General features: G+C 74.3%; 17 protein-coding genes. 8 read left to right on the forward strand and 9 right to left on the reverse strand.

Translation table 11 applies throughout. The features are described 5' to 3' along the window. Nucleotides 1-26 precede the first annotated feature (26 nt). The 4 genes from GWJ10_RS00800 to GWJ10_RS00815 are packed head-to-tail and all read right to left on the reverse strand — an operon-like array spanning nt 27 to nt 5048. Nucleotides 27-1415 carry a GTP-binding protein gene (locus tag GWJ10_RS00800; RefSeq protein WP_163184491.1) on the reverse strand — a complete coding sequence of 463 codons (1389 nt, stop codon included), beginning with the start codon at nt 1413-1415 and terminating at the stop codon, nt 27-29. After that, a complete protein-coding gene (gene cysD / locus GWJ10_RS00805; RefSeq protein ID WP_163184492.1) occupies nt 1415-2410 on the reverse strand; it encodes a sulfate adenylyltransferase subunit CysD in 996 nt (331 codons plus the stop codon). Before cysD ends, GWJ10_RS00800 begins: the two co-directional genes overlap by 1 nt. Nucleotides 2411-2418: 8 nt before the next feature. Beyond that, nucleotides 2419-3306: a phosphoadenylyl-sulfate reductase gene (locus GWJ10_RS00810; protein ID WP_163184493.1), complete on the reverse strand. Its 888-nt coding sequence runs from the start codon at nt 3304-3306 to the stop codon at nt 2419-2421. Next, entirely contained in the window at nt 3303-5048 is a 1746-nt protein-coding gene (locus GWJ10_RS00815) for a nitrite/sulfite reductase (protein WP_163184494.1), read from the reverse strand. Before GWJ10_RS00815 ends, GWJ10_RS00810 begins: the two co-directional genes overlap by 4 nt. A 412-nt stretch (nt 5049-5460) precedes the next feature. On the opposite strand from GWJ10_RS00815, the gene GWJ10_RS00820 reads away from it, so the two are divergent. The 4 genes from GWJ10_RS00820 to GWJ10_RS00835 all read left to right on the forward strand — a co-directional run bounded on the left by GWJ10_RS00820 (nt 5461) and on the right by GWJ10_RS00835 (nt 7798). Further along, entirely contained in the window at nt 5461-5826 is a 366-nt protein-coding gene (locus tag GWJ10_RS00820; RefSeq protein ID WP_021482514.1) for a hypothetical protein, read from the forward strand. 98 nt (nt 5827-5924) lie between these two features. Then, a complete protein-coding gene (locus GWJ10_RS00825) occupies nt 5925-6485 on the forward strand; it encodes a PadR family transcriptional regulator (RefSeq protein WP_163184495.1) in 561 nt (186 codons plus the stop codon). Then, a complete protein-coding gene (locus GWJ10_RS00830; protein ID WP_206158299.1) occupies nt 6482-7288 on the forward strand; it encodes an alpha/beta hydrolase in 807 nt (268 codons plus the stop codon). Before GWJ10_RS00825 ends, GWJ10_RS00830 begins: the two co-directional genes overlap by 4 nt. A gap of 27 nt (nt 7289-7315) precedes the next feature. Then, the gene (locus GWJ10_RS00835; protein ID WP_076405117.1) at nt 7316-7798 is read left to right on the forward strand and encodes a DUF456 domain-containing protein; all 483 of its coding nucleotides are present in this window, start codon (nt 7316-7318) and stop codon (nt 7796-7798) included. Nucleotides 7799-7815: 17 nt separating this feature from the next. On the opposite strand, the gene GWJ10_RS00840 is transcribed toward GWJ10_RS00835, so the two are convergent. Further along, complete coding sequence (locus GWJ10_RS00840; protein WP_076405118.1) at nt 7816-8196, reverse strand: VOC family protein; 381 nt, start codon at nt 8194-8196, stop codon at nt 7816-7818. Nucleotides 8197-8364: 168 nt separating this feature from the next. On the opposite strand from GWJ10_RS00840, the gene pcrA reads away from it, so the two are divergent. Next, entirely contained in the window at nt 8365-11124 is a 2760-nt protein-coding gene (gene pcrA, locus GWJ10_RS00845) for a DNA helicase PcrA (RefSeq protein WP_163184496.1), read from the forward strand. Nucleotides 11125-11212: 88 nt separating this feature from the next. On the opposite strand, the gene GWJ10_RS00850 is transcribed toward pcrA, so the two are convergent. From GWJ10_RS00850 to GWJ10_RS00860, 3 genes are all read right to left on the reverse strand, one after another. Continuing rightward, on the reverse strand, nt 11213-11926 hold the full coding sequence (locus GWJ10_RS00850; RefSeq protein WP_241005611.1) for a DUF6518 family protein: 714 nt from the start codon (nt 11924-11926) through the stop codon (nt 11213-11215). A gap of 173 nt (nt 11927-12099) precedes the next feature. Beyond that, a complete protein-coding gene (locus GWJ10_RS00855; protein ID WP_163184497.1) occupies nt 12100-12675 on the reverse strand; it encodes a Clp protease N-terminal domain-containing protein in 576 nt (191 codons plus the stop codon). A 1-nt stretch (nt 12676) separates the two neighbouring features. After that, on the reverse strand, nt 12677-12898 hold the full coding sequence (locus tag GWJ10_RS00860; protein WP_031316040.1) for a helix-turn-helix domain-containing protein: 222 nt from the start codon (nt 12896-12898) through the stop codon (nt 12677-12679). Between the two features lie 209 nt (nt 12899-13107). Between GWJ10_RS00860 and sucC the strand changes: the two genes are divergently transcribed. From sucC to GWJ10_RS00875, 3 genes are all read left to right on the forward strand, one after another. Then, nucleotides 13108-14277, forward strand: coding sequence for an ADP-forming succinate--CoA ligase subunit beta (gene sucC / locus GWJ10_RS00865; RefSeq protein WP_021482339.1), 1170 nt, complete (start codon nt 13108-13110; stop codon nt 14275-14277). 37 nt (nt 14278-14314) lie between these two features. Then, a complete protein-coding gene (sucD, locus tag GWJ10_RS00870; protein WP_021482340.1) occupies nt 14315-15205 on the forward strand; it encodes a succinate--CoA ligase subunit alpha in 891 nt (296 codons plus the stop codon). Nucleotides 15206-15371: 166 nt separating this feature from the next. Then, nucleotides 15372-16622: a DUF6350 family protein gene (locus GWJ10_RS00875; RefSeq protein WP_163184498.1), complete on the forward strand. Its 1251-nt coding sequence runs from the start codon at nt 15372-15374 to the stop codon at nt 16620-16622. Between the two features lie 147 nt (nt 16623-16769). On the opposite strand, the gene GWJ10_RS19965 is transcribed toward GWJ10_RS00875, so the two are convergent. Then, the gene (locus GWJ10_RS19965; protein WP_061266880.1) at nt 16770-17381 is read right to left on the reverse strand and encodes a hypothetical protein; all 612 of its coding nucleotides are present in this window, start codon (nt 17379-17381) and stop codon (nt 16770-16772) included. Nucleotides 17382-17490: the final 109 nt, after the last annotated feature.

Here is a 17490-nt window from a genome sequence, read left to right on the forward strand (position 1 = left end):
CGGTCTCGGTCTCGGTGGCGAAGGAGCTAGATGGCGTAGGAGCCGGGACGCTCGGCCGGCCGGCGGGCGGCGGCGAGCGCGTCACCGACCATGCCGGCGGCGAGCGTGCCGCCGTCCTGGGCGTCGACGAGCAGGAACGCGCCCGTGCGGCGCGCCACGACGTACTCCTCGGCCGCGACGGGCGACGCGAGCCGCAGCGTCACGCGGCCGATGTCGTTGAGCTCCAGGCGCTCGGCGGGCTCGAGCTCGGCCGTGTCCAGGTCGAGGCGCCCGACGACGTCGCGCACCACGGCCTGCACGGTGCGGGTCGTGTGCTTGAGCAGCACGCGCGCGCCGGGCAGGAGCGGACGGTCGCCCAGCCACGCGACCGTGCCCTCGACGTCCTGCGTGACGTCGGGGGCCTCGGCCGCGGACGCGAGGAGGTCGCCGCGCGCGACGTCCACGTCGTCGGCGAGGCGGATCGTCACCGACTGCGGGGCGAACGCCTCGGCGAGCTCCGTGCCGCTCGCGAGGGAGTCGGCGGTGTCGATCCCGACGACCGTCGTGCGGCGCCCGGAGGGCAGCACCACGACCTCGTCGCCGACCGTCACGACGCCCGACGCGACCTGCCCGGCGTACCCGCGGTAGTCGCGGTAGCGCTCGTCGGCCGCGGCCTGCGGGCGGATGACGACCTGGACGGGGAAGCGGAACGCCTCGGCCTCCGGGTCGTCGCCCGTCGGGAGCTCCTCGAGCAGCTCGAGCAGGCTCGGGCCGTCGTACCAGGGCGTGCGCGCGCTCGCCCGGTCCACGACGTTGTCGCCGACGAGCGCCGAGACGGGGATCGTGTGCACGTCGCCGACGCCGAGCGACGTCGCCGCCGCCCGGATGTCCGCGGCGAGCTCGGCGTAGCGCGCCTCGCTGTAGTCGACGAGGTCGATCTTGTTCACCGCGACGACGACGTGCGGCACGCGCAGGAGGCTCGCGACCGCGAGGTGGCGGCGCGTCTGCTCCAGCAGGCCCTTGCGCGCGTCGATGAGCAGCACGACGACGTCCGCCGTCGACGCCCCCGTCACGGTGTTGCGCGTGTACTGCACGTGCCCGGGGCAGTCGGCGAGGATGAACGAGCGGCGCGCGGTGGCGAAGTACCGGTACGCGACGTCGATCGTGATGCCCTGCTCGCGCTCGGCGCGCAGGCCGTCGGTGAGCAGCGCGAGGTCGGCGGTCTCCAGCCCGCGGTCGCGCGAGACGCGCTCGACCGCGTCGAGCTGGTCGGCGAGCACCGACTTCGAGTCGAACAGCAGGCGGCCCACGAGCGTGGACTTGCCGTCGTCGACGGAGCCCGCCGTCGCGAGGCGCAGCAGCGTGCCGCGGCGCGCGTCGTCGAGCGGGGGCGCCGCGTCCGCGGTGACGGTGCCGGTGGTGGTCTGGGTGCCCATCAGAAGTACCCCTCCTTCTTGCGGTCCTCCATGGCGGCCTCGGAGAGGCGGTCGTCGGCGCGGGTCGCGCCACGCTCGGTGACGCGCGTCGCGGCGACCTCGGCGATGACGTCGTCGACGCCCGCCGCGTCCGAGCGCACGGCGCCGGTGCACGACATGTCGCCCACCGTCCGGTAGCGCACGGTCTCCGTCCGCAGCGACGCGGTCTCGGCATCCGTGCGGGGCTCCGAGTACGGCCCGACGGCGAGGAGCATCCCGTCGCGGTCGAACACCTCGCGCTCGTGCGCGTAGTAGAGCGCGGGGAGCTCGATGCGCTCGCGCGCGATGTAGCGCCACACGTCGAGCTCGGTCCAGTTCGACAGCGGGAACACGCGCACGTGCTCGCCCGGGCGGTGCCGCCCGTTGTAGAGGTTCCACAGCTCCGGGCGCTGGTTGCGCGGGTCCCACTGGCCGAACTCGTCGCGCAGGGAGAACACGCGTTCCTTGGCGCGCGCCTTCTCCTCGTCGCGACGGCCGCCGCCGAACACGGCGTCGAACCGGTGCCCCGAGATGGCGTCGAGCAGCGGCTGCGTCTGGAGCGGGTTGCGCGTGCCGTCGGCGCGCTCGCGCAGCCGGCCGTCGTCGATGTAGTCCTGCACGCGCGCCACCTCGAGGCGCAGGCCGAGGCGCTCGGCCGTCGCGTCGCGGTAGGCCAGGACCTCGGGGAAGTTGTGCCCGGTGTCGACGTGCAGCACGGGGAACGGCACCGGGCCGGGCGCGAACGCCTTGACCGCGAGGTGGAGCATCACCACGGAGTCCTTGCCCCCGCTGAACAGCAGGACAGGTCGCTCGAACTCGGCGACGACCTCCCGCACGATGTGGATGCCCTCGCTCTCGAGCGCGTCGAGCTGGGCGAGGCGGCGCCCGCCGGGGAGCGCCGCGGCCGGGGTCGTGCCCGCGGCGGCGGAGGCGCCGGGGGAGCCCGGCGCGTCGGTCGTCAGGTCGATGGTCGTCATGCCCGTCCTCATACGTGGAGTCCGCACTCTGTCTTGTCGAGCCCCGCCCAGCGGCCGGCCCTCGGGTCCTCGCCCGGCGCGACGCGCCGGGTGCACGGCTGGCAGCCGATCGACGGGTAGCCGTCGTGGAGCAGGGGGTTGAGCACCACCTGGTGCCGCGCCGCGTACGCGAGCAGGTCGTCGAACGACCACGCCGCGAGCGGGTTGATCTTCACGAGCCCGTTCTTCTCGTCGAACGTGACGAGCGGCGTGCCGGTCCGCGTCGGCGCCTCGTCGCGGCGCACGCCCGTGACCCACACCTCGTAGCCCGCGAGCGTGCGGTGCAGCGGCTCGACCTTGCGCAGCTGGCAGCACAGCGCCGGGTCGCGACCGAACAGGTCCTTGCCGTGCGCCGCGTCCTGCTGGGCGACCGTGAGGTCGGGCCTGACGTCGACGATCGTCACGTCCAGCTGCTGCTCGACGGCGTCCCGCGTCCCGACGGTCTCGGCGAAGTGGTAGCCCGTGTCGAGGAAGAGCACGTCGACCCAGGGGACCTGCGCCGCGACGACGTGGGGGAGCACCGCGTCGGCCATGGAGCACGCGACCGCGACGGACGTCCCGAACTCGCGTGCGGCCCAGGCGACGACCTCGTCGGCGGTCGCCTCCGGGCGCGTGGCGCCCTCGACGCCGGGCGTGCCCACGCCGTGCAGCACCTCGGCGCCGCGCCGCGCGATCTCGCGCAGCTCGTCGGTCGAGCGCTTCTCCCGGCCCTGCGCGGCCTGCCGCGCACGCTCCGCGTGGTGCGCGGCCTTCGCGCCCTCGCGCTGCTCCGTCCGGGCCCGCGCCGCGGCGCGCAGCGCCGCGAGCGGGTCGGTGCCCGCGGGTGCGGCGCTCCCGCCGGTCAGGTCCGCGGTCATCGGAGCGCCTCCTCGTCCGCGCGGTGCGCCCACTCGGCGAACGTCTCGGAGCCGTCCTTGTCGCTCTCGTAGCGCCGGACGACGCGCTCGACGTAGTCGGTGAGGTCGTCCGCGGTCACCTTGAGCCCGCGGACGGTCCGGCCCAGCCCCGCGAGCTCGCGGTCGTCGGAGGCCAGCCCACCGCCCAGGTGGACCTGGAAGCCCGGGACCTGCTGGCCGTCGTCGTCCATGACGAGCTGGCCCTTGAGGCCGATGTCCGCCGTCTGGATGCGCGCGCACGAGTTGGGGCAGCCGTTGACGTGCAGGGAGAGCGGCTTCATCTGGGACAGGTCCCCGAGCCGCTGCTCGAGCTCGTCGATCGTCGCGGTCGCGGTGTCCTTCGTGTCGACGATCGCGAGCTTGCAGTACTCGATGCCGGTGCACGCGATCGTGCTGCGCCGGAACGGGCTCGGCCGGGCGTCGAGGCCGTTCTCCTTGAGCGTCGACACGACGTGCTCGACGTGCTCGTCCGGCACGTCGAGCACCAGGAGCTTCTGGTGCGGGGTGAGGCGCACGCGGTGCGACCCGACCGACTCCGCGAGGTCGGCGACGTTCGCGAGGATCGTGCCGGACACGCGCCCGACGTACGGCGCCGCCCCGACGTAGTTGAGCCCGTCCTTCTGCTTGTGCACGCCCACGTGGTCGCCGGGGACGGACGGCTTGGGCGCCGGGGGGCCGTCGGGCAGCGCGTACCCGAGGTACTCGGTCTCGAGGACCTCGCGGAACCTCTCCGGCCCCCAGTCGGCGAGCAGGAACTTCAGGCGCGCCTTGTTGCGCAGCCGGCGGTAGCCGTAGTCGCGGAAGATCTGCACGACGCCGTGCCACACGTCGGGCACCTGCTCCTCGGTGACGAACGCCCCCAGGCGCTCCCCGAGACGCGGGTTCGCGGACAGCCCGCCGCCGACCCACAGGTCGAACCCGACACCCAGCTCGGGGTGGCGGTGCGCGACGAACGCGACGTCGTTGATCTCGTGGACGACGTCCTGGCTCGGGTGGCCGGTGAGCGCCGTCTTGAACTTGCGGGGCAGGTTCGCGAGCTCGGGGACGCCGATGTACTTCTCGGTGATCCCCGCGACCGCCGGGCCGATGTCGATGAGCTCGTCGGCGGCGATGCCCGCGACGGGGCTGCCGAGCACGACGCGCGGCACGTCGCCGCACGCCTCGGTCGTCTGCAGCCCGACGGACTCCAGGCGGCGCCAGATCTCGGGGACGTCCTCGACCTCGACCCAGTGGAGCTGGATGTTCTGGCGGTCGGTGATGTCCGCGCTGTCGCGGGCGAACTCCGTCGAGATGCCCGCGACGACGCGCAGCTGCTCGGTCGTGAGCGCCCCGCCGTCGATGCGGACCCGGAGCATGAAGTACCGGTCCTCGAGCTCGTGCGGCTCGAGCGTCGCGGTCCGGCCGCCGTCGATCCCGGGCTTGCGCTGCGTGTACAGGCCCCACCAGCGGAAGCGTCCGTGCAGGTCGTCGCCGGGGATGGAGTCGAAGCCGTCGCGCGCGTAGATCGTCTCGATGCGCTCGCGGACGGACAGGCCGCCGTCCTCCTGCTTCCACTTCTCGTTCGCGTTGAGCGGCTCGGTGCCGTCGACCTTCCACTGCCCGTTCGGTCGAGCGGCGCGCGCGGGGCGCTCGGCGGTCCGCGGCGGACGGGCGGGAGGAGTGCTGCCGTCCGTGGCCTCGGGCGCAGTCGGTGCCTGCGTCATCGGGGTTCCTCGTGTCCTCGTTGGGGGGCGGGGACGCGCGACGGCGAGCGCTCAGCGAGGATGCTGCGAGTGGCTGAGGACCGACGGCGCGCGCCGGTTCTCAGGGGTTCTCGGGAAGAGAGGCGAGCGACGGCTCGCGCTGAGTCGGGCGCGGTTCAGCGACAACAGCTCAGACACGTGTGCGCGCACGCCGGCGTCCCGTGACCGGAGGTCACGAGGAGGGTGCGGGCAGCCGTGGTCATGCCGAGAACAGTAGCCGCGGTCCGGGCGCGTGGACAGCCCCGGTCCGCATGGTGGGAAACCGGAAATAGTAGACCGTTTCGGTCTGCTTTGTCGAGCGCCGTAGATCACCGGGCGTATCTCACCTTGTGCAAAGTTTCACGACACGGTCGTCAGCAAATACCATGGGGTCATGGAGTTCCTCTACAACGTCTTCGTCGCGCTGCACTTCATCGGGTGGGCCATCGTGCTCGGTGGCTACCTCGCGTCCCTGCGCTCGCCGGGCCTGTACAAGGGCGTCTTCCACGGGGCGCTCACCGCGCTCGTCGCGGGGATCGCCATGGTCGGGATCGGCGAGGCCTCGGTCTGGGGCGATGGCGGCCCGGACATGGCCAAGATCGGCGTCAAGCTGGTCGTCGCCCTCGTCATCGCCGTCCTCGCGTTCGTCGCCAAGCGCCAGGGGGCCAAGTCCTCCGACGGCGCCGTGGCGCCGGGCCTCAAGCACGCCATCGGCGGCCTGACCCTCGTCAACATCCTCGTCGCCGTGTTCTGGAACTGACCGCACCACCGACCCCGGCCCGTCGACGCCCCGCGTCGGCGGGCCGTCGTCGTCTCCGAGGCGTTGACCCGCTGCTAGGTGCATGGTCCACTAGTCGCATGGTCCTTCGGTTCCTCGTGCTCGGGCTCCTCACGGTCCGGCCCATGACCGGCTACGACCTCAAGCGCGCGTTCGACACCTCCGTGCACCACTTCTGGGCCGCGGACCGCTCGCAGCTCTACCGCACGCTCGCGGCCCTCGTCGACGCGGGCCTCGCGGAGGTGGAGGTCGTGCCGCAGGAGAGCTACCCCGACCGCAAGGTCCACACGATCACCGCCGCGGGCCGCGCGGCGCTCCGCGACTGGCTCGCCGCGCCGCTCGAGCCGGAGGACGCGCGTGAGCCCTTCCTCGGGCGGCTGTTCTTCGCCGACCAGCTCGACGACACAGGCGTCGCGGAGCTCCTCGCGTCCCGCCGCGCGCAGGCGGAGGAGGCGGTCGCGGCGCTCACCGCCGAGCAGGAGCGCATCGCCGCCGTCCTCGCCGACGGCGGTCCTGACGCCGACCGCGTCCGCGGCACCCGCGGGCTCGCCCTGCGCCTCGCGACGCTCCGCCACGGCCTCGCGCACGCCCGGACCGAGCTCGCGTGGCTCGACGAGACCGAGCGGCAGGTGCTCCCGTGACCACGCCGGACGCCGTCGGGCGCCACCCTGCGACGCCGCCCGACGGGACGGGGCCGGGCGCCGCCACCGTCGTCCTCCTGCACGGCGGCAACGTCGCGTCGTGGATGTGGGAGCCGCAGGTCGAGCACCTCGCCGACCTCGACGTCCGGACGCCGGACCTGCCCGGCTTCGGGTCCCGGGCGGCCGAGGACGTCGTGTCGCTGGACGCCACCGCCGACGACGTGGCCGCCCTCGTCGCGGCTCTGCCCGCGGGCCGGGCCGTGCACCTCGTCGGGCTGTCGTACGGCGGGATCGTCGCCCTCCGGGTCGCGGCACGGCACCCCGGGCTCGTGCGCTCCGTCCTCGCGTCCGGCGCGGCGGTCGACGGCGTGCCCGGGCTCGCCGTCGCCGTCGGGCGCGCGCAGCTCCGGGTGTGGGACCGGCGCTGGTACTGGGAGGCGCAGGCGCGAGCCTTCCGCCTCCCCGCCGACGCGCGCGACCTCTTCGTCCGGTCCGGCCTCGCGATCCGCCGCGACAACATGGCCCGCACCCTGCGCGACGTCTACGGCGGCTGCTGGCCGACCGGCCTCGAGGCGTCGGGTACGCGCATCCTCGCCGTCGCGGGCTCGCGCGACCTGCGCGCCGCGCGCTCCGCGCTCGGGACGATCGCCCGCCGGGTGCCGGACGCCGCCGTCCGCCTGGCGCCCGGCATGCACCACCAGTGGAGCGCGGAGGACCCCGACCTGTTCAGCGCGATGATCCGCTCGTGGGTGGTCGACGGCGTCGCGCACCCCCGGCTGGTCCCGCCCGCGGGGCGTGCGTAGCGCGCCGGACGTGCGAGGGTTTCCCCCGTGAGCGTCGGTGGAGAGGTCCTCGTCGGGCTGGCGATCCTGGTCGGGCTGATCGGGATCGTCGTGCAGATCCTGCCCGGGAACGTGCTCGTGCTCGGGGCGATCCTCGTGTGGGCGATCGTCACGGGCGGCACGGCCGCCTGGGTCGTCTTCGCGGTCGCGGCCGTGCTCGTCGTCGCCGCCGAGGTGTCGCAGTACGTCCTCGCGGGCCGGCACATGCGCCGGGCGGACGTCCCGTGGTCGACCCTCGTGTGGGGCGGGATTGCTGGCGTCGTCGGGTTCTTCGTCATCCCGGTGGTCGGGCTCTTCATCGGGTTCGTGCTCGCCGTGTTCCTCGCCGAGCTCGTGCGCCGCCGCGACCGGCGCGCCGCCTGGCGCGCGACGGTCGCCGCGATGCAGGCGACCGGCATCACGATCCTCGTCCAGCTCCTCGGCGGGCTCCTCGCCGCCGCGACGTGGGGCGTCGGGCTCGCGATCACGTGACCCGGGGGTGTCCCCGGTCAGCCGGGGAGCCCCATCACGTAGAGGGTGTTGCCGTCGGCGTCGCGCAGCGCGAACATCGGCGGGACCCCCTCCCAGCGCAGGAGCTCGCCTGTGTCCGCGCCCGCCGCGGTGAGCGTCGCGTGGTCGCCCGCGGCGTCCGTCGTCGTGAGGCGGATGCCGGTGTCGACGCCCGCGCCGCGGCTGTCGTCGGCCGGGACGAGCGCGACGGACGTCCCGGCGCCCGGGGGCGCGACCTCGATCCAGCGGAAGCCCTCCTGGAGCTCGCCGTCCATGCGGAGCTCGAAGCCGAGCGTCCCGGTGTAGTAGGCGAGCGCGCGGTCCTGGTCGGTGACCGGGATCGCGACGGTGTGCACGCCCGTGAGGTGCGTCGTCGTCATGGGGACTCCTTCGTGGTGCGGGCCGTGCTGCGCGCACGTGCGGCGGACGAAGGAGAGACCGGGCCGGGCGGCAGGACTCATCGGCACGACCCGCCGGTGAGGACCGTCGGCGGACGCGTCGGTCGGGCGGTGCCGGGTGTGGGCGCGGGCGCCTAGGCTGGAGGGGCTATGGCTTCGCTCTTCGAGAACCTCCCGCTGCCCGGCCTCGACACGCTGTTCGACGGCCCGCGCGTCGACCACGGCGGCGAGTCCCGCCTCCCGCGGACCGCCCCGCGCTGGACCGACGACCCGGCCGTGCCCGACGGCGCGGGGTCGCCCGCCGGGGACGGCGCGCCGGGCACGACCGGCGGTGCGCCGTCGGGCGAGCGCCGCGGGCGGTACGCGCACCTCGACCCCGACGCTCTGCTCGACGGGCTCAACCCGCAGCAGCGCGAGGCCGTCGTCCACGCGGGCGGGCCGCTGCTCATCGTCGCGGGCGCCGGGTCGGGCAAGACGCGCGTGCTGACGCACCGCATCGCGCACCTGCTCGCCACGGGCCGGGCGCGCGCGGGCCAGATCCTCGCGATCACGTTCACCAACAAGGCCGCGGCCGAGATGCGCGAGCGCGTCGAGGCGCTCGTCGGGCCGTCGGCGCGGAACATGTGGGTCTCCACGTTCCACTCGGCGTGCGTGCGCATCCTGCGGCGCGAGGCGAAGACGCTCGGCCTGCGGTCGAGCTTCTCGATCTACGACGCCGCGGACTCCCAGCGGCTCATCACCCTCGTCACGCGCGAGCTCGACCTGGACCCGAAGAAGTACCCGGCCCGGTCGCTCGCCAACAAGATCTCGGACCTCAAGAACGAGCTCATCGACCCCGAGACTTACGCGCGCGACTCCGGCGCCCACGCGACGGACGACGGCCTCGCGGCGCGAGCCGGCCAGCACGGCGCGAACGTGCCCGAGTTCGACCAGGTGCTCGCCGACGTCTACACGCGCTACCAGGCCCGTCTCGTCGCGGCCAGCGCGCTCGACTTCGACGACATCATCATGACCACGGTGAACCTGCTGCAGGCGTTCCCCGCGGTCGCCGAGCACTACCGCCGCCGGTTCCGCCACGTGCTCGTCGACGAGTACCAGGACACCAACCACGCGCAGTACGTGCTCGTGCGCGAGCTCGCGGGCGTGGGGGAGGACTCCGCGGCGACCGACGCGGCGACGAGCGGCACGGGCGAGGCGCAGGTCCCGGCGCTCGACCCGGCCGAGCTCACGGTCGTCGGCGACGCCGACCAGTCGATCTACGCGTTCCGCGGCGCGACGATCCGCAACATCCTCGAGTTCGAGGCCGACTACCCGGACGCCCGGACCATCCTGCTCGAGCAGAACTACCGCTCGACCCAGAACATCCTCTCGGCCGCCAACGCCGTCATCTCGCGCAACCCCGACCGCAAGCCCAAGCGCCTGTGGACGGACTCGGGCGCGGGCGCGAAGGTCATCGGCTACGTCGCCGACAACGAGCACGAGGAGGCGCGGTTCGTCGCGGAGGAGATCGACCGCCTCGGCGACACCGAGGGCGTGCGCCCCGGCGACGTCGCGGTCTTCTACCGCACGAACGCGCAGTCCCGGGCGCTGGAGGAGGTGCTCATCCGCGTCGGCCTGCCGTACAAGGTCGTCGGCGGCACGCGCTTCTACGAGCGGCGCGAGGTCAAGGACGCCGTGGCGTACCTGCGCGCGATCGACAACCTCGACGACGACGTCAACCTGCGCCGCGTCCTCAACGTGCCCAAGCGCGGTCTCGGCGACCGCGCCGAGGGTGCCGTCGCGGCGCTCGCGGACCGCGAGCGCATCTCGTTCGGCGCGGCGCTCGCCCGCATCGACGAGATCCCCGGCCTGACGAACCGCACGCTCAACCCGCTGCGCGCCTTCGCGGAGCTCATGACGGGGCTGCGCGAGCTCGCGGACTCCGGCGCGAGCCCGTCCGAGATCCTCGGCGCCGTCCTCGACCGCACGGGCTACCTCGCCGAGCTGCGCGCGAGCGACGACCCGCAGGACGCGACGCGCGTCGAGAACCTCGCCGAGCTGCACGCCGTCGCGACGGAGTTCAGCGAGCTCGACCCCGAGGGCACGCTGTCCGACTTCCTCGAGCGCGTCTCGCTCGTCGCCGACGCGGACCAGATCCCCGGGGACGACGGCGACGACGAGGACGCCGAGGGGGAGGAAAAGGAGGACCCGGGCGTCGTCACGCTCATGACGCTGCACACCGCGAAGGGCCTCGAGTTCCCCGTCGTCTTCCTCACCGGCATGGAGGACGGCACGTTCCCGCACATGCGGTCCCTGCACGACGACGCCGAGCTCGCCGAGGAGCGCCGCCTCGCCTACGTGGGCATCACCCGCGCGCGCGAGCGGCTCTACGTGTCGCGGTCCGCGGTGCGCTCCGCGTGGGGCATGGCGAACGAGTTCCCGCCGAGCCGGTTCCTCGAGGAGATCCCCGAGGAGCTGTGGGACTGGCGGCGGCGCGAGTCGTCGATGGCGACGCTGCGCGCGGGCGGGTCCGTCTGGGGCCGCGGCTCGGGCTCGGGCTCGTGGTCCGGTTCGCGTTCCGGATTCGGGTCGGGGGCGCGGACAGGCGCCGACGACGACGGGTCTACCATCCGCGGCCCTCGTTCCTCGGGCCGCTCCCGCCAGACCCGCCACGACCCGTCGTCGTCGGCCCCTGCCCGCGCCGCGTTCGGCTCGCCGTCCGGCGGGGCGAAGTTCGGGTCGGCGACGCCGCGGGCCGACGGGGACGTGCCGAACCTCGCCGTCGGCGACAAGGTCACGCACGACGCGTACGGGCTCGGGACGGTCGTCTCGCTCGAGGGCGCGGGGCCGAACGCCGTCGCGAAGATCGACTTCGGCGCGGACGGGACCAAGCGGCTGCTGCTGCGGTACTCGCCCGTCACGAAGCTCTGACGCTCCACGCCCCGACGCGCCGCGCGCCGACACACAGGGCGCGCGACCGGCCGGTCGCGCGCCCTGTGCGCGTGGGACGTCTGCCGCGTCAGCCGATGGTGCCGAGCGCGCGGTAGGCGAGGACGAACGCCGTGGCGACGACGGCGGTGCCTCCCGCGGCGACGGCCACCGGGACGGGGCCGCGCAGGCGCCGGGCCAGCATCGCGGCGAGCAGGACGAGCGACGCGAGCCCGATCACGACCCAGTACGTGGCGCCCGTCGTCTCGACGACCGTGGTGAGCCCGTACACCGACTCGCCGAGGCCGATGCCCGCGAGCACCGCCGTGCCGAGAGCCGCGCGCACCCCTGCGCGCCACAGCCACGCCGCCGCGACCCCGACGAACGGGCCGACGACCAGACCGACCACCCCGAACAGCGTCGGGTCGTAGAAGAACCCACGCAGGTCGGCGGCGACCGTGTACCCGAGGGTGAGCAGCACGAAGCTCGCCGCGCCCAGCACGGCGGCGTGCCAGGTCCGGGTCCGCGCGTCGCGCGCGGCCCAGGCGACGAGGATCGCGGTGAGCAGGGTCCAGCCGCTCGCCGAGTTCGCGAAGGGGGCCGCCGCGTCGGGCAGGAAGCCCTGGGCGTAGGACGTGAGGCCGCCGAGCAGGAAGCTCGCGGCGAGCACGACGGCGCCCCGCACCCATGGCTGTCCACCGGGCGCCGGGGCGCCGGCGTGGCGGCTCGGCGCGGAGCGCGTGCGGAGGGCGGGGGCGTCGGAGCGGGCGTCCGAGCGGCGGGGGAGCGCAGTCTGGTCGGGCACACCCCGACGGTAGGTGCGCCGGGCGCCGCGGGGCGTCAGCCCGTCGTCGGGCACGAGCGCGCGCCCGGTCCTCCCGTGGCAGGACGACCGAGCCCGAGGAGCCTGCCGTGACGCTGCCGTCGGCCGCCCGTCCCGTCCCTGGCCCGACCGCGACGTGCGGCGCTGCGTGCCGGTCAGGACGCCGCGCGGTGGCGGGTCGCGAGCGCCGCGCGCAGCCCGGCGTCGTCGGACCCGGCGGCCTTGAGCGCGCCGGTGAGCGCCCGGTGCGCCGTCGAGCCCGTGCTGCGCGCGACGGCCGCGAGGACGTGGCCCGAGTCGATCACGCGCGACGCGTCGTGCACCGCCTCGCGGAGCGAGAGCTCGAGCACCTTCTTCGCCTCGGGAGTGAACGGGACGTGCGAGCGGCTTCGACGGCGCCCGCGGCCCCTCGCCTCGTTCCCTGCCCGGTCGAGCGCGCCGGGGCCGAACGCGGCGTCCGTGCGGGCCCGGACCTGGTCCAGGTCGATCCCGAGCGCCGCGAGCGCGGGGCCGTCGAGCGGGTCGAGCCCGCCGGCCGCGTCGACCTCGCGCTCGAGGTCGGCCGGACTCACGCCGACCGCACCGAGCGCGGCCGCCCCGGCGCCGCCCTCCTGCCGGGCGAGCGACAGGAGCAGGTGCACCCCGTCGATGGTGTCGTCGCCGCGCTCCCGCGCGACCTCCTGGGCGCCGACCACGGTCTCCCGGGCGTCTGCGGCGAAGCGTTCGAACATGTCACGACCTCCTCGTGGTGCGGGACGCGCCGTACTTCTTGTGCACGGCCTGACGTGTGACGCCGAGCCGGTCGGCGATCTCCTGCCAGGACCAGCCGAGCGACCGGGCGTGCTCGACCTGGAGCGCCTCGAGGCGCTCGGCCAGCACGCGCAGCGACCGCACGGCCCGCAGCCCGACGTCCGGGTCGGTGCTGCTCGCGGCGTCCATGTCGACGGGTTCCATGCGTGTCAATCTAGGTTGACGCTCGGCGTGATGTCAACGGTGGTTGACGCTCGTCGTGCGGGGTGACGAAAGGAACACCGGTCCGCGAGCCACCGCAGCGGCCCCGGATAGGCGCGCCCCGGAGCGGGGGCTACCCTGTACGGGGATGTCTTGATGTCGAGACATCGGTCATGCCGCACACGGCGCATCAGACGGAAGGACGCAGCAGGGTGGACCTGTTCGAATACCAGGCGCGTGACATCTTCGAGAAGCACGGCGTGCCCGTGCTGGGCGGGGTCGTCGCGACGACGCCCGAGGAGGCCCGCGCGGGAGCCGAGAAGCTCGGCGGGGGCACCGTGGTCGTCAAGGCCCAGGTGAAGACCGGCGGCCGCGGCAAGGCCGGCGGCGTCAAGCTCGCCCACTCGCCCGAGGAGGCCGCCGAGAAGGCGTCCGAGATCCTCGGCATGGACATCAAGGGCCACACCGTCCACCGCGTGATGGTGGCGCAGGGTGCCAAGATCGCCGAGGAGTTCTATTTCTCGGTGCTGCTGGACCGCTCGAACCGCAACTACCTCGCCATGTGCTCCGTCGAGGGCGGCATGGAGATCGAGCAGCTCGCCGTCGAGCGCCCCGAGGCGCTCGCCAAGGTCGCCGTCGACCCGATCGTGGGCATCGACGAGGCGAAGGCGCGCGAGATCGTCGACGCCGCGGGCTTCGCCGAGGAGCTCAAGGCGCCGGTCGCCGACGTCATCCGCTCGCTGTGGACCGTGTTCACGGCCGAGGACGCGACGCTCGTCGAGGTGAACCCGCTCGTCCGCACCGAGGACGGCTCGATCATCGCGCTCGACGGCAAGGTCACGCTGGACGACAACGCGTCGGAGGTCCGTCACCCGGACCACGAGGCGCTGGAGGACAAGGAGTCGACCGACCCGCTCGAGGCCAAGGCCAAGGAGAACGGCCTCAACTACGTCAAGCTCGACGGCGAGGTCGGCATCATCGGTAACGGCGCCGGGCTCGTCATGAGCACGCTCGACGTCGTCGCGTACGCGGGCGAGGAGCACGGCGGCGTCAAGCCGGCGAACTTCCTCGACATCGGCGGCGGCGCGAACGCGCAGGTCATGGCGAACGGTCTCGACGTCATCCTCAACGACCCGCAGGTCAAGTCGGTCTTCGTCAACGTCTTCGGTGGCATCACCGCGTGCGACGAGGTCGCGAAGGGCATCGTGGGCGCGCTCGAGATCCTCGGCGACGAGGCGACCAAGCCGCTCGTCGTGCGCCTCGACGGCAACAACGTGGAGCTCGGCCGCGCGATCCTGCGCGAGGCGAACCACCCGCTCGTGACCCTCGCCGAGACCATGGACGGCGGTGCCGCCAAGGCGGCCGAGCTGGCCAACGCCTGATCGCCCGTAGACGCGGAAAGCTGAGACAGAGAACACCATGTCGATCTACCTGAACTCCGACTCCAAGATCATCGTCCAGGGCATCACCGGCGGGATGGGTGCCAAGCACACCGCCCTCATGCTCGACTCGGGCGCGCAGATCGTCGGCGGCGTCAACGCCCGCAAGGCCGGCACGACCGTCACGCACAAGGACCACGAGGGCAACGACGTCACGCTGCCGGTGTTCGGCACCGTCGCCGAGGCGATGGCCGAGACGGGCGCGAACGTGTCCGTCCTGTTCGTCCCGCCGGCGTTCACCAAGGACGCCGCGATCGAGGCGATCGACGCCGAGATGCCGCTCATCGTCGTCATCACCGAGGGCGTGCCCGTCCAGGACACGGCCGAGGTCTGGGCCTACCTGCAGGGCAAGGGCACGCGCATGATCGGCCCGAACTGCCCCGGCATCATCACGCCGGGCGAGTCGCTCGCCGGCATCACCCCGCACACCATCACGGGCAAGGGCCCGGTCGGTCTCGTGTCGAAGTCGGGCACGCTGACCTACCAGATGATGTACGAGCTCAAGGACCTCGGCTTCTCGACCGCCATCGGCATCGGCGGCGACCCGATCGTCGGCACCACGCACATCGACGCGCTCGAGGCGTTCGAGAACGACCCCGAGACCAAGGCGATCGTCATGATCGGCGAGATCGGCGGGGACGCCGAGGAGCGCGCCGCGGCGTACATCAAGGAGCATGTCACGAAGCCGGTCGTCGGCTACGTCGCGGGCTTCACGGCTCCCGAGGGCAAGACGATGGGCCACGCCGGCGCCATCGTCTCCGGCTCCGCGGGCACCGCCCAGGCGAAGAAGGAGGCCCTGGAGGCCGTCGGCGTCAAGGTCGGCAAGACGCCGTCCGAGACCGCCGCGCTCCTGCGCGAGGTCCTCGCCTGACCCCTGGCTCCGTCGGGCCGCACGGCCCGCTGCCACGCCGTACGACGCCCCGCGACCGGTCCGCCGGTCGCGGGGCGTCGTCGTCCCCGGAGCCGGGGGCGCCGGTAGTCTGGCGCGCCGGGGCGAATGCCCTGAACCGACCTCTCGATCGACGACGATGGGCACCATGAGCACCACCAGCACGACTCGCGGTGCGCGCACGCGCACCGTGGAAGGCAGCCCGGCACCTGCACCCGTCGGGGTGCGTCGTGCACCGTCCGGCGTGCTCGCCGCGCTCCAGGCGCTCACCCTGTCGCTCGCCGTCGTCGTGCTCCCGGGCGTCGTCGCCTTCCTGGCGTCCTCGACCGGGGCGTCCGAGGGGACGGGCTGGGGGCAGTCGGTCACCGTCGCGGCGGGCTTCTGGCTCCTCGGCCACGGCGTCCCGCTCGTCGCGAGCGGCACGACGGTCACGCTCGTCCCGCTCGGTCTCACCGCCCTCGCGCTCTTCTGCTGCTTCGCGTCGGCACGCCGCTCGGCGCACACCGCGGTCTCCGCCTGGGTGGCCGGCACCGCCACGTACGCGCTCGCGACGCTCGGCGTCGCGCTGCTCGCCGGCTCGACGCCGCCCTGGGGGCTGGGCATCGCCGTCGTCGGGGGAGCGGTCGTCGGAGGGCTCGGGCTCGGCGGCGGGATCCTCGCGCGCCCGGACGCGCCGTTCGTCGCCGACCTCGCCGGGCGTCTCGACCGGGTCGTGCCACCGACGGTGCGCCTCGGGCTGCGGGGCGGTCTGCTCGGCACGAGCCTGCTCGCCGGGGCGTCCGCCGTGGTCGTCGGCGCGTGGCTCGTCGCGGGCCGCGCGACGTCGGGCGACATCGTCGCCGGGCTCGTGCCCGGGACCGTCGGGGGGATCGTCCTCGCACTCGGCCAGCTCGCCGTGCTGCCCAACCTCGTGGCGTGGGCCGGGGCGTGGCTCGTCGGCCCCGGGTTCGCCGTGGGCGAGGGGAGCACGTTCGCGCCCGGCGGGTCGGAGCCGGGCGCGCTGCCCGCGATCCCGCTCCTCGGGGCGCTGCCCGGCGACGACTGGACCAACGCCCTCACGCCCTGGGTGCCGGCCGGCGTCGTCGCGCTCGGCGTCGTCGCGGGCGTGTTCGTCTGGCGGCGCCTGCGCGACGTGACGGGCACCCACCCGGACGACGTCGTCCCCTGGTCCGCCGTCGTCCTCGCGCTCGCCGGCGTCGCGCTCGCGTCCGGCCTGCTCGTCGGGCTCGTGAGCTGGCTCGCCGGGGGAGCGGTGGGCCCCGGCCGGCTCGAGGTCGTGGGCGCGGACGCGCTCCTCGTCGGCGCGCTCGCCGCGGCCGAGATCGGCGGCGGCGCCGCGCTCGCCGTCCTGTGGTCCCGGCTCGAGGTCCTGGGCCGGCGCCACGGCGACGCCGGCTGACCCTCGCGCAGGCGGGTCGCCGGGGCGGACCGGGCAGGAGCTGCCGCGCGGCGTCGTCCGCGGCGGTCGGCCCCCCGGGGTCGCCGGCACCGTCACGCGCTCACCGTCGACGAGCTGCGTCGCGAACGGGTGAGGAGCCTCGACGCGTCAGGAGGACGCGGGGGCGGGGGTCGGGAACCAGCGGGCGAACTTCTCCTCGAGCGCGTGCGTGCGCTCGACGTCGCAGCGCTTCTCGGCCGAGACGGTGATCGCGCCGTCGAGGCACTGCTGGTGCGCGAGCGCGACGTCCCACGTGACGAGCGTCGAGACCATCTGGAGCGCGAGCATGGCCGAGAGCCCGACGCCGATCCCGAGGGCCGGGACGAGCGCGCCGCGCACGCGGGCGCGCCAGACGGCCAGCAGCGCCCGGATGCCCACGACGATCGCGCCGAGCGCGAGCGCGAGGCTCACGGCCTGCCACGGGAACGGCATGGTGCTCACGACGATGACGGCGAGCAGGAGCAGGCCGAAGTGCAGGGTGCGCCGCGTCGCCTGCCGGGCGAGCTCCGGGTCGGGCTCCGCGGGCTCGGGCGGCGCGGGGCGCCGGTGGCCCGGCCCGGCCTGCTGGTCCGGGCGCGCGGGGGCCGGGGGGATCGGCGCGGGGGCGGGGCCCGGTGCAGGCGCCGGCGCGTCCGGACGCGCTCCGTCCTCCGGCTGCGCGGGCTCGGGTCGAGGCTGCTGCGGCGCGTCGGGACGGGGCGGTGCGTACGGGTTGCCCACGGGCAGCTCCTCGGTCGGTCGGGCGGCTCGCGGTACATTCTCCCATCGGAGGCTGCGTGCCCCGACGGTCGTCCCACCGGCCCGCCGCCGCGGTCGCGCTCCGTGACCC

This window comes from Cellulosimicrobium sp. SL-1 (assembly GCF_011033075.1).
GTDB classification, from domain to species: domain Bacteria; phylum Actinomycetota; class Actinomycetes; order Actinomycetales; family Cellulomonadaceae; genus Cellulosimicrobium; species Cellulosimicrobium funkei.

Coding starts and splice junctions, on each gene's coding strand:
- GWJ10_RS00800 (WP_163184491.1), bottom strand. CDS start 1,415: ATGGGCACCCAGACCACCACCGGCACCGTCACCGCGGACGCGGCGCCC.
- cysD (WP_163184492.1), bottom strand. CDS start 2,410: ATGACGACCATCGACCTGACGACCGACGCGCCGGGCTCCCCCGGCGCC.
- GWJ10_RS00810 (WP_163184493.1), bottom strand. CDS start 3,306: ATGACCGCGGACCTGACCGGCGGGAGCGCCGCACCCGCGGGCACCGAC.
- GWJ10_RS00815 (WP_163184494.1), bottom strand. CDS start 5,048: ATGACGCAGGCACCGACTGCGCCCGAGGCCACGGACGGCAGCACTCCT.
- GWJ10_RS00820 (WP_021482514.1), top strand. CDS start 5,461: ATGGAGTTCCTCTACAACGTCTTCGTCGCGCTGCACTTCATCGGGTGG.
- GWJ10_RS00825 (WP_163184495.1), top strand. CDS start 5,925: ATGGTCCTTCGGTTCCTCGTGCTCGGGCTCCTCACGGTCCGGCCCATG.
- GWJ10_RS00840 (WP_076405118.1), bottom strand. CDS start 8,196: ATGACGACGACGCACCTCACGGGCGTGCACACCGTCGCGATCCCGGTC.
- pcrA (WP_163184496.1), top strand. CDS start 8,365: ATGGCTTCGCTCTTCGAGAACCTCCCGCTGCCCGGCCTCGACACGCTG.
- GWJ10_RS00855 (WP_163184497.1), bottom strand. CDS start 12,675: ATGTTCGAACGCTTCGCCGCAGACGCCCGGGAGACCGTGGTCGGCGCC.
- GWJ10_RS00860 (WP_031316040.1), bottom strand. CDS start 12,898: ATGGAACCCGTCGACATGGACGCCGCGAGCAGCACCGACCCGGACGTC.
- sucD (WP_021482340.1), top strand. CDS start 14,315: ATGTCGATCTACCTGAACTCCGACTCCAAGATCATCGTCCAGGGCATC.
- GWJ10_RS00875 (WP_163184498.1), top strand. CDS start 15,372: ATGAGCACCACCAGCACGACTCGCGGTGCGCGCACGCGCACCGTGGAA.